The 11405-nt window shown below is 51.7% G+C and carries 11 protein-coding genes; 8 read left to right on the top strand and 3 right to left on the bottom strand.

The window, feature by feature from the left end; translation table 11 throughout:
- Positions 1–34: 34 nt before the first annotated feature.
- Positions 35–1201, top strand: a complete 1167-nt coding sequence (gene sucC / locus ACJJJB_RS13765; protein ID WP_282952692.1) for an ADP-forming succinate--CoA ligase subunit beta — start codon at positions 35–37, stop codon at positions 1199–1201.
- Positions 1202–1203: 2 nt separating this feature from the next.
- Positions 1204–2076 carry a succinate--CoA ligase subunit alpha gene (gene sucD, locus ACJJJB_RS13760; protein ID WP_226645469.1) on the top strand — a complete coding sequence of 291 codons (873 nt, stop codon included), beginning with the start codon at positions 1204–1206 and terminating at the stop codon, positions 2074–2076.
- 109 nt (positions 2077–2185) lie between these two features.
- On the opposite strand, the gene ACJJJB_RS13755 is transcribed toward sucD, so the two are convergent.
- The gene (locus ACJJJB_RS13755) at positions 2186–3574 is read right to left on the bottom strand and encodes an MATE family efflux transporter (protein ID WP_020412685.1); all 1389 of its coding nucleotides are present in this window, start codon (positions 3572–3574) and stop codon (positions 2186–2188) included.
- A 12-nt stretch (positions 3575–3586) separates the two neighbouring features.
- A complete protein-coding gene (locus tag ACJJJB_RS13750) occupies positions 3587–4153 on the bottom strand; it encodes a DUF2239 family protein (protein ID WP_445365056.1) in 567 nt (188 codons plus the stop codon).
- Positions 4154–4397: 244 nt separating this feature from the next.
- On the opposite strand from ACJJJB_RS13750, the gene mtnP reads away from it, so the two are divergent.
- The 6 genes from mtnP to ACJJJB_RS13720 are packed head-to-tail and all read left to right on the top strand — an operon-like array spanning position 4398 to position 9766.
- Positions 4398–5297 carry an S-methyl-5'-thioadenosine phosphorylase gene (mtnP, locus tag ACJJJB_RS13745; RefSeq protein WP_282952696.1) on the top strand — a complete coding sequence of 300 codons (900 nt, stop codon included), beginning with the start codon at positions 4398–4400 and terminating at the stop codon, positions 5295–5297.
- A 5-nt stretch (positions 5298–5302) separates the two neighbouring features.
- Positions 5303–6250 carry an arsenosugar biosynthesis radical SAM (seleno)protein ArsS gene (gene arsS, locus ACJJJB_RS13740; RefSeq protein ID WP_445365055.1) on the top strand — a complete coding sequence of 316 codons (948 nt, stop codon included), beginning with the start codon at positions 5303–5305 and terminating at the stop codon, positions 6248–6250.
- A gap of 36 nt (positions 6251–6286) precedes the next feature.
- A complete protein-coding gene (locus ACJJJB_RS13735) occupies positions 6287–6970 on the top strand; it encodes a TVP38/TMEM64 family protein (protein WP_020412689.1) in 684 nt (227 codons plus the stop codon).
- Between the two features lie 9 nt (positions 6971–6979).
- Complete coding sequence (locus ACJJJB_RS13730) at positions 6980–8455, top strand: dihydrolipoyl dehydrogenase family protein (protein ID WP_444901130.1); 1476 nt, start codon at positions 6980–6982, stop codon at positions 8453–8455.
- Entirely contained in the window at positions 8455–9129 is a 675-nt protein-coding gene (locus tag ACJJJB_RS13725) for a TIGR04283 family arsenosugar biosynthesis glycosyltransferase (RefSeq protein WP_020412691.1), read from the top strand. The genes ACJJJB_RS13730 and ACJJJB_RS13725 overlap by 1 nt, the downstream gene beginning before the upstream one ends.
- The gene (locus tag ACJJJB_RS13720) at positions 9122–9766 is read left to right on the top strand and encodes a TIGR04282 family arsenosugar biosynthesis glycosyltransferase (RefSeq protein ID WP_026305009.1); all 645 of its coding nucleotides are present in this window, start codon (positions 9122–9124) and stop codon (positions 9764–9766) included. Before ACJJJB_RS13725 ends, ACJJJB_RS13720 begins: the two co-directional genes overlap by 8 nt.
- On the opposite strand, the gene mltF is transcribed toward ACJJJB_RS13720, so the two are convergent.
- Entirely contained in the window at positions 9763–11241 is a 1479-nt protein-coding gene (mltF, locus tag ACJJJB_RS13715; protein WP_020412693.1) for a membrane-bound lytic murein transglycosylase MltF, read from the bottom strand. The genes ACJJJB_RS13720 and mltF overlap by 4 nt on opposite strands.
- Between the last annotated feature and the right edge of the window lie 164 nt (positions 11242–11405).

The raw sequence follows: 11405 nt of genomic DNA, 5'->3' as shown, positions 1-11405 counted from the left end.
GTAAACACATTTTATATGTGAATTGGTATTGACTATGAACTTGCATGAGTATCAGGGCAAACAACTGTTTGCGGCATACGGATTGCCGGTTTCCAAAGGCATTGCAGCGGAAACCCCGGCAGCGGCAGTAGCAGCGGCTGACGAAATTGGCGGTGATAAGTGGGTAGTAAAGGCCCAGGTGCACGCTGGTGGCCGCGGTAAGGCTGGCGGTGTAAAGCTGGTAGATTCCAAGGCAGAAATTGAAGAGTTTGCCAGGAAGTGGCTGGGCGAGCGTCTGGTAACTTATCAAACAGACGAAAATGGCCAGCCAGTTTCCCGTATCCTGGTTGAGAGCTGCACCGACATTGATCAAGAGCTGTACCTCGGCGCCGTTGTTGACCGCTCTACCCGTCGTATCGTTTTCATGGCTTCCACCGAAGGCGGCGTTGAGATCGAGAAAGTAGCGGAAGAGACCCCGGAAAAAATCCTCAAAGCCACTATCGACCCGCTGGTGGGTGCTCAGCCTTACCAGGCACGCGAGCTGGCTTTCAAACTGGGCCTGAACCCGACTCAGGTTAAGCAGTTCACCAAGATCTTCCTCGGCCTGGCAAAAATGTTCCAGGAAAAAGATCTGGCCCTGCTGGAAATCAACCCGCTGGTAATCACCACCGAAGGCAACCTGCACTGCCTGGATGCCAAAGTGGTTATCGACAGCAACGCGTTGTACCGCCACGCGGACCTGCGCGAAATGCACGATCCTTCTCAGGATGACGCGCGTGAAGCGCACGCTGCCAAGTTCGATCTGAACTACGTAGCGCTGGATGGCAATATCGGCTGCATGGTAAACGGCGCTGGTCTGGCCATGGGTACCATGGACATCGTCAACCTGCACGGCGGCAAGCCGGCTAACTTCCTGGATGTTGGCGGCGGCGCCACCAAAGAGCGTGTTGTTGAAGCGTTCAAGATCATCCTGTCCGACGAGAATGTCAAAGCGGTATTGATCAACATCTTCGGTGGTATCGTTCGCTGTGACATGATCGCCGAAGGCGTTGTGGGCGCAGTAAAAGAAGTAGGCGTTAAAGTACCGGTTGTTGTGCGTCTGGAAGGTAACAACGCAGACCTGGGCGCCAAGGTTCTGAGCGACAGTGGCCTGAACATTATCGCGGCTACGAGCCTGACCGATGCGGCTCAGCAAGTGGTTAAAGCTGCGGAGGGTAAATAATCATGTCAGTACTGATTAACAAAGACACCAAAGTAATCTGCCAGGGCTTCACCGGCTCCCAGGGTACTTTCCACTCCGAGCAAGCGATTGCTTACGGCACCAAGATGGTTGGTGGTGTAACTCCGGGTAAAGGCGGCCAGACTCACCTGGGCCTGCCGGTATTCAACACCGTGAAAGAAGCGGTAGAAGAGACCGGTGCAGAAGCTTCCGTAATCTACGTACCTGCGCCTTTCTGTAAGGATTCCATCCTGGAAGCGGCCAACGCTGGTATCAAACTGATCGTTTGTATCACCGAAGGTATCCCGACCCTGGATATGCTCGACGCTAAAGTGAAGTGCGACGAGCTGGGTGTGCGCCTGATTGGCCCGAACTGCCCGGGTGTGATCACTCCCGGTGAGTGCAAGATCGGTATTATGCCGGGTCATATCCACAAGCCGGGTAAAGTGGGCATCGTTTCCCGTTCCGGTACTCTGACCTATGAAGCGGTTAAGCAAACTACCGACTACGGCTTCGGTCAGTCCACCTGTGTGGGCATCGGTGGCGACCCCATCCCGGGCTCCAACTTCATCGATATCCTGGAAATGTTCCAGAATGACCCGCAGACCGAAGCGATTGTTATGATCGGTGAGATCGGTGGTACTGCTGAAGAAGAAGCGGCGGCTTACATCAAGGAAAATGTTACCAAGCCGGTCGTTTCCTATATCGCCGGTGTAACGGCTCCTCCCGGCAAGCGCATGGGTCACGCGGGCGCGATTATCTCCGGTGGTAAAGGCACCGCTGACGAGAAGTTCGCTGCTCTGGAAGACGCGGGTGTTAAAACCGTGCGCTCCCTGGCTCAGATTGGCGACGCTCTGAAGGAAGTTACTGGCTGGTAAGAGCTGGGTAAGTACCTTGTCTGTGAAAAGGCCGCTTCTTTCGAAGCGGCCTTTTTTATTTGATCTCAAAAATATTTCAGGAATGTTTTTCTATTTGGATTGGAAATAATCAGCCGGATGTTTGCTGAGTACCATATAAACCATATTTTTGACCGTGATTGCGTCCCCGCTGATAAAGGATAAAAGCCGTTAATATAAGCAGCATGAGTTCCGCGACTGGACCCGCATACCATATTCCCACTTCGCCCATGAGTGGGGGTAAAATCAAAATGAGTGGCAAAACGAAAACGTAAGTTTTTGCAATTCCGAGAATGGCGGCACGTTTGGCATCGCCTATAGCCTGGAAAAATGTGCTGATCATCATGAGTGGTCCGGCCAAAAAATAGACCAGCGTCATCATGGGCAGGATACGTGCAACCTCTGTAATAATCTGTTTATCGCTGACAAATAAGGCTCCCAAAGAGTCTTTCAGTATTAACACGCCAAGCTGTAAAGCGAGGCAGTAACCGAACGCTACTGTTAAAGCGATATTGATACTGCTGTCGGACCGAGACCAGCTTTTAGCGCCAACATTATTGCCGATCAGAGTCTGAAATGCCTGGCTCAGCCCGAGAAGTGGCAGGAAGATAAAGGTCATAATACGGGTAGTGATCCCATAGGCTCCTACTGTCGCATCGTAGTTACTAACCCCCCAGGCCTGGATACTAAAAATTACAGCAATAGATGTGAGTGATACACCGATGTAACTTAAGCTGGATGGTAAGCCCAAAGATAGGTATCCAGGCCAAAAATCACGCCTGCTTGAGATCCGGATAATCTGTGTATCAATCACCGTGCGGCCATAATGGCGATAGCACGCCACTATCAAAAGGGCGATTGCCTGTGCAAGGGCAGTGCCATAAGCAGAGCCGGCCACCCCCATCTCCAAGTGCGCAATAAAAATATAATTGAAAATAATATTGAGCATTACCGACGCAAGGGAAACCATCGCCATTAGCGACAGTTGCCCTTCGCATCGCAAAGTATCGGAATTCACAGAACTGATAAACAGAGTTGGGGAAAGGAAGATTAATATCGTTAAATAGGTGTACCCCATCCCTGCTAGATCTGCTGAGCCATTGGCAACTAATAGTGTTAATTGTTTACCCCAAGCCACAAATAACAACATCAACACAGTGCAAACCACCAGAGCCAGTGTAATAGCTTGGGAAAATGCCTGCCTCGCTTTATCTTTTTCTCCCGCGCCGAGTAATCTGGCCAATACACTCGAATATCCGCTGGAGATTAATGAAGAAAGTGCTACCAGTAACATAAACATTGGGAATGTTAAGGTTACTGCGGCTAATGCTTCAGCTCCTACATATTTCCCCAGGAAATAGGCATCTAATAGGGTAAACGAGCCGTTTACCAGCATTATCAGAATAATAGGCGCAGCAGTCTTAAAGAAAACCGGCAGTAAGGCGCCGTTAACAAAAATATTGTCGTGTTGATGAGTCATAGTAAGTTCACTTTACAAATTGCCGCTGTGCATCTCTGCGACCTCATTAAACTTACTCAATAAAAGTTGTTTGAGGTCCTCAGGCCAAAATTGAATGGCTTTTTCAAAGCCGACCTTGCTGTTTCTGTACAGTGCACGACTGGCCTCTTCGAAGCCTGGAGTATCTCCTGCAACTAACAGCATGAATCTATCGAGTTGATGCTGTTTTGCGGTGATTCTCTCCTCAAGCGAAACGTGCTTTTGTGCCTGCTCCACCAGCTTACGAAGAGTGGCAGAAGCACCGCCAGGCTGCTGACCCAGCCATTCCCAGTGACGGGGAAGCAGGGTAACCTCCTTGGGAATAACGCCTAACTTGGGGCGTCCACGTTTAGTTTTCGGGGCCGGTACATCCACCGATAAGGCTGCCAGTACTTCCTCGGTATCTCCGTGCCAATCCACCTCTATCCGTTTACAGCTATCGGCTTCAAAGACCATGGGCTCATGGGTTGTGCCCATACTCTTCACCCGGCGCACAATTACTTCCAATGTCCCCCGCGCAACAATCTGTTGCTGGTCGATAGCGATATAGTCAGTAGCCAAAGTACTTCTCTATATTTACCCGGGTTAAATATTTATGTCCGGGTAAATATAGTGCATTGATCACCATATGTACAAGGAATGTTTCTCTGCATGCCCTCTGCCTTTGATGTGACCCAATGGGGAAGGGCCTCCCAAGCTGAGGTTGACCGCTTTGCTCGCGCTTAATTTTTGTTTACATGTCAGTGATATACACGGTCTAGGAGCACTCCTATACTGCGGAAAAACCAACTGTTTAGGAGTGGACATGGCCAGGGCTTTAATCGGTGTTATCGGCGGTAGCGGTCTTTATGAGATGCAAGGGTTAACCGAGGTGGAGGAAGTCCAGATGGGGACCCCCTTTGGTGGCACCTCGGATGCAATTGCCTGCGGCAAGCTTCATGGTATTCCTGTTGCTTTCCTTGCCCGCCATGGACGCGGTCATCGGCTGATTCCCTCCCAGGTGCCCTATCAAGCCAATATCCACGCATTGCGCCAGTTGGGCGTACGCTATGTTCTTTCCCTTTCTGCCGTGGGCTCCCTCCAGGAAGAGGTGCGTCCACTGGATATGCTGATCCCGGATCAGTTTATCGATATGACCCGCAAACGGGAGAGTACTTTCTTTGGCGATGGTGCTGTAGCCCATGTTTCCATGGCTGATCCGGTATGCCCTGCTGTGGCGGATAGCCTGGCGCGGGCTTTTGCCAATACCCAGGGAGAAGAGCCGATCAGGTTGCATCGAGGTGGCAGTTATATCTGTATTGAAGGACCCCAGTTCTCTACCCGAGCTGAGTCGCACTGGTATCGCAGTATGAATGCTTCGGTGATCGGAATGACCAATATGCCGGAGGCAAAACTCGCCCGCGAAGCGCAGATGGCTTATGCAACTCTCGCCATGGCAACAGATTATGATTGTTGGCACCCTCGGGAAGAGGCGGTGACAGCGGACGTGGCTATCGCCAATTTGCAGCAAAATGCCGCCCGTGCTCAAAAGATTGCCGCAGAGGCAATCCGCTTGCTCGGTACTGAGCAACCTGAATCCGCCGCCCATACTGCATTGGCGAGCGGGTTGGTGACACCTGTCGATGCGATGCCAGAGGAAAAACAAGCTGTAATAAAGCCGCTACTTACGCCGACAGAAGCAGTGCCTGAAGAAATGGAGCACTGAGGGGAATGCACGAAACATTACCGTTACTGGAAATATCGGACTTCCCGGCGATTCGCCGTGAGGCTATTGAAACCCTGCAAATAAATATCGGTTATCGCTGCAACCAGAGTTGTGTGCACTGCCATGTGAATGCAGGTCCCAATCGTACCGAGATGATGTCGGACGACAATCTGGAGTTACTACTGGGCGTTATCAAGGCAAGGGGGGTGCGAACCCTGGATATCACTGGGGGTGCACCAGAGCTCCACAACGGGTTTCGGTCTTTGGTGAAAGCTGCACGGGCGCTGGGTGTGCATGTAATAGATCGCTGCAATCTCACAATATTATTTGAGCCAGGACAGCAGGATACAGCAGAGTTTCTCGCGCAGAACCATGTGGAAGTGGTTGCCTCTCTACCCTGCTACTCCATGGAAAATGTAGATAAGCAGCGAGGCAAAGGGGTTTTTGATAAAAGTATTGCCGGATTGCAGAAGCTAAATGCCTTGGGCTATGGCAAGTCGGAAACTGGCCTTCAGCTTAACCTGGTCTATAACCCCCAGGGTGCTTTTTTACCCCCGGAGCAGGGGGCCCTGGAGGCAGACTATCGACGAGAGTTGGCCGCGCATTTTGGAATTGAATTTAATCACCTCTTTGCTCTCGCCAATATGCCCATCAAACGCTTCGGTTCCATGCTGATTTCCAAAGGGCAGTTTAAAGACTATATGACGCTGCTTCGGGAGAGCTACTCTGCATCTAATCTTGAGGGCGTGATGTGTCGCAGTCTGGTGAGTGTTGACTGGCAGGGGAATTTATATGACTGCGACTTTAACCAGCAGTTGAATATACCAGTGCCAGGCCGATTGCATCTGCGTGATTTACTCGAAGCTGATCTTAAAGATTCGGCAGTTTGTGTGGCTGATCATTGCTATGGCTGTACTGCGGGGCAGGGCAGCAGTTGCGGTGGGGCACTGTAAGGGGATAGGGTTTAATAGCCGGAGGGCGGGAATGCCATGAGAAAAAAAATACTGCTGCTGGCGATTATCGTGATATTGGTGATTGCTTTTTACGCATTTGATTTACACCACTGGTTGAGCCTGGAAAAGCTGCAGGAAGGCGGTGAGCAGTTTCAGCAATGGAAAGCCTCATCGCCATTTCTGGTGAGCTTCCTGTTTCTAGTTTTTTACATTTTGGTAACCGGTTTATCCTTACCCGGTGCTGCGATTCTCACTATTGCCGCGGGTGCTATTTTTGGCTTGTTGTGGGGCACTGTCATTGTATCCTTCGCTTCCAGTATTGGAGCCACCCTGGCGTTTCTGATGGCCCGCTATTTATTTCGTGACTATGTTCAAGAGAAGTTTGCTGTACGCCTGCAGGTTGTAAATAACGGTATTGAGAGGGAGGGCGCCTTTTATCTTTTTGCTTTGCGTCTCGTACCAATCTTCCCATTTTTTCTGATCAATATTCTGATGGGATTAACCCACCTTCGAGTCTGGACATTTTATTGGGTGAGCCAATTAGGCATGCTGGCGGCTACGATTGTTTACGTTAATGCCGGCACACAACTCGCTCGTATAGACAATCTGAAGGATATCGCTTCTCCGCAATTGTTATTGTCTTTTGCCCTATTGGGTATATTCCCGCTATTGGCAAAATACTTCCTCAACTGGCTTAAACGTCGCCGTGAGGCCAAGTGAGTGACTCCAATGAGAAAACCCAAAAAGTTTGATCGCAATATCATTGTTATTGGTGCAGGCGCTGCGGGCTTGGTGAGTGCCTACATTTCTGCGGCGGTAAAAGCCAAGGTGACTTTGATCGAGTCGGGAAATATGGGCGGGGACTGCCTGAATACCGGCTGTGTGCCCAGTAAGGCGTTGATCAAATGTGCTCGTGTGGCACACTCCGCGCGCACTGCGAGTAATTTTGGTGTGCGCCTGCCGGAACCGGAGATTGATTTTCCCGGGGTGATGCGCCATGTGCGTGAATCTATCCAGCAGATTGAGCCTCACGATAGTGTGGAGCGTTACTCAGATCTCGGTGTGGAAGTAATAAAAGGGTACGCGCGATTAGTAGATCCCTGGACAGTCGATATCACGTTGCATAGTGGTGGTGAAAAGTCCCTACGGGGACGAGCCATTATTCTGGCCACCGGTGCTGAACCTACAGTGCCACCATTCCCCGGCCTCGACACGGTTAATTATCTGACTAGCGAAACACTCTGGGATAGGTTTGCTCAGTTGAATAAGGCACCGCATAGATTGGTATTACTGGGAGGTGGTGCCATCGGTTGTGAGTTGGCTCAGGCATTCACCCGCTTGGGGTCAAGAGTTACCTTGATAGAGCGAGATGAACGTTTGCTCCCCCAGGAGGACCACGAAGTGTCGCAAGCTGTTTCCCTGGCATTGGAATCTGAAGGAGTGTGTCTTCTCACTGGGCATGAGGCGGTCTCTTTTACTGGAAGTGAAGATCGCCGAGAGGGGGTATTAAACTTGCGTAATGCCGTGGGTGAAACACAGGTGACATTTGATGAAGTTATCCTGGCACTTGGCAGGCGTGCCAGGACTAAAGGGTTTGGATTGGAAAAACTGGACTTACTGCAAGATGGTAAATTGACAACGGATGCCTTCCTGCGCACTCGTTACCCCCATATTCTTGCAGCTGGGGATCTCGCGGGCCCATTTCAGTTTACCCATATGGCTTCGCACCAGGCCTGGTATGCAGCAGTGAATGGCCTTTTCGGCGATATCAAGAAATTTGCTGTGGATTATTCACTGGTACCTCGGGCAATCTTTATTGATCCAGAGGTGGCCAGCGTTGGGCTTAGTGAGCATGAGGCGGAGCAGCGTGCTATTGCCTATGAGGTAACTCGCTACAACCTTGATGATCTGGATCGCGCTATCGTGGATGGCGCGGCACGGGGTTTTATTAAAGTGCTTACAGTACCGGGTAAAGATAAAATACTGGGTGTTTCAATTGTTGGTGAGAATGCTGCGGAGCTTATAGCCGAGTTTGTGTTTGCTATGAAGCAGGGTTTTGGACTGAATAAAATCCTATCTACCATTCATATCTATCCGACTATGACTGAAGGCAATAAATTTGTTGCAGGAAACTGGAAACGAGCCCATGCGCCCAAGGGGTTGTTGCGTTGGCTCGAAGTGTTTCATCGTTGGAGACGGGGTTAGTGCAGTATTCTGTTGTAGTTCCGCTGTTGAATGAGCGGGAGCAACTGCCCGATTTAATTGTGCAGTTAAAAGAACTTAAGGCTTTTACCAGCTGTGAAATTATCCTGGTGGATGGTGGTAGCATTGATGGCAGTGTGGAAATTGCTACTGCTGAGGGGTTCCAGGTAATTACTTCCCCGCGCGGCCGAGCCTCGCAAATGAATGCAGGTGCAGCCATTGCCTGTGGGAACTGGCTGCTGTTTTTACACGCGGATACACGCCTGCCCCAGGGTGCATTGAGTGCGGTTGCATCGGCAGTGGCTCAGGGAGCAGAGTGGGGCCGCTTTAATATTCGTATTGAAGGGCGGAGTTTGTGGTTTCCCCTAATTTCCAACCTGATTAATTGGCGTTCACGTCTAAGTGGTATCGCCACTGGTGACCAGGCGATTTTTGTCCGGCGTACTCTTTTTGAAAAAATTGGCGGTTATGCCAGGCAGCCATTGATGGAGGATGTTGAGCTAAGTCGGCAGTTGTTAAAAATAAGCCGTCCCTATTGTCTCCATCAAAGAGTCTCAACCTCTGGGCGACGCTGGGAAAAATTTGGGGTGTTGCGCACGGTATTGCTGATGTGGCGCTTGCGTTTTGCTTATTGGCGCGGCGTGCCTGCAGATACCCTGGCTAGGCGCTATGAGTAGTCGTCTTTCGAGGAAGTTCCTGCGCCTTGTGGTGATGGCTAAGGCTCCACTGGCTGGTTATGCCAAGACCCGTCTTATTCCGGCACTGGGGGAGCAGGGAGCCGCGTCGCTTGCGGAGAAGTTGTTGCGCCATACCCTTGAAGAGTGTGTGAGAGCTGAGCTGGGACCCGTGGAGCTGCATGTGACACCTGATCCGTCCCACGCTTTTTGGCGGGGTTTCCCATTGCCTGCGGGAGTCACTGTTTATGGGCAGTCCCAAGGCAGCCTTGGTCAGCGCCTTTGGCATGCTACGGGAAACGCACGAGCATTGGGGCAGGGGCTTCTTTTGCTTGGTACCGACTGTCCGTCCCTTACCGCGCAGCGTTTGCGAGCTGCTGCAGAAGAGCTACAGGTGTCTGATGCGGTAATGTATCCGGCAAAAGATGGTGGCTATGCGTTATTAGGGCTCAAGGAAATACAGGTGCGGCTGTTTGAGGATATTCACTGGAGTACTGAGGTTGTTGCCCGGCAGACTCTGGATAGACTTTGGGAGTGTGGAATGAATTGCCAGCGCCTGGAGGCGCTGGCAGATATTGATGAGCCGGGAGATTTATCTTTTTTGCCAGAAGGTTGGCGGGACTTAATACGGCTGGGCTAGAGTGCCGGAGCTGCGCTAGCTTCGGCTTCTATTGCGCTGCCGTCAGCAAGAATTTCGCGATTTGCATCATTGGCTGCAGCCAGGCGTTGCTCCTCAATACGACTGCTCCAACTCAGCAGGGCCTGGTAATGGCGGATATTCTGCACATAGGTTACCGGCTCCCAGCCACGTGCGTAGCCATGTTTGGTGGTCTTGTAATACTGACGCTTGGCCAGCAGAGGCAAATGGTCGCGCACATCGGGCCACAGATCCGGGTTGCCGCCCATACGTTCGGTGAGGACGCGGGCGTCCTCAAGGTGGCCGTAGCCCACGTTATAGGCTGCTAGTGCCATCCAGGTTCTGTCGGGCTCACGAATGCGCTCAGGCAGTTTATTGCGAATTTGTACTATATAGCGCGCACCTCCCTCAATGCTCTCCTCGGGATTGAGCCGGTTAACACCGAGGTCTTTGGCGGTATTCAGAGTAAGCATCATCAGGCCACGGACTCCGGTACGGGAGCGCGCGCGTGGGTTCCAGTAGGACTCCTGGTAACTGAGCGCCGCCAACAAGTGCCAGTCCAGATCATACTGGTCTGCCACTTTCTGCATCGCTCCACGCCACTTTGGTAAACGCTCTCGGCTGCGCTTGGCAAATGCCTGGGCGCCACCGACATTCAGGTCGCTGACATGGCCAAAAAACTCTTCGCGCAGCTGCGCAATCATGCCATTGGTGTTTGCGCGCAACATAAACAGGCGGGCACTCTGGTAGAGGCTGTCATCGTCGCTCTTAGGGAAAGCCCAGGAGACCGGTTGGAACTGAGTGAGATTGAAAGCAACAGCGGTGTTTGGATAAAGGCCGCGGTGTACCGCATAAGCATTGGAGTCCACTACTGCGTAGCTGTACTTGCCCTGTTGTACCATCTCTACCAGCTCCATTGCATCCACATCAGACACTTCTTCCCAATCTAACAGTGGGTAGCGCTGGGAGAGTTTTTTCAGTTCCTCCGCGTGGGCACTGCCGGCGATTACGGCGACAGTCTTGCCCTCCAGGTCGCTGGTCTTTCGTGGGCGCTGCTCACCAACACGATAAATAACCTGCTGGCGGATTTCGAAGTAGGAGGGGGTAAAGCGTACCTGCTCACGGCGCTCCGGAGTGACGGTAAGGCCAGCGGCAGCGAAGTGTGCACCCTCTTCCGGGTCACGCAGGCGCTCAAACATTTCGTCTAGATCGTGAACGTCGCGAATTACCAGCTTGACGCCGAGCTCTTCGGCAAAGGCCCGCAGCATTCCATATTCAAAGCCAGTGGGATTACCGGATGCATCTTCGTAATATGTAGTGGGGCCATTTTGTGACAGCACAACCAGCTCACCAGAGGCCTTGATCCGCTCAAGAGTACTCGGTGCTTTGCTGGCAACTAACAGGGAGGCGCAGCATGACATGGCCAGCCCTTTTAACAGGCGGCGGACATAGCGCAGCACGCGGCTTTTCATCATCATAGGCTGTCCCCTCTAGCTCGTCCGTTAGTTTTATTGCTGTTATGCCTAAGGCCCGGTGAAGTTCGGTTCGCCAGGGCTTTTATGGCCAAAGCTGGCACAGTCCGCCAATTTTACATTATCCGGCGTCAATCTGCCCAATTTGGCATTTGGACACTGTGATCTAT

The sequence above is a fragment of the Microbulbifer variabilis genome, from assembly GCF_052468405.1.
This window is presented reverse-complemented; position numbering and strand designations above follow the sequence as displayed.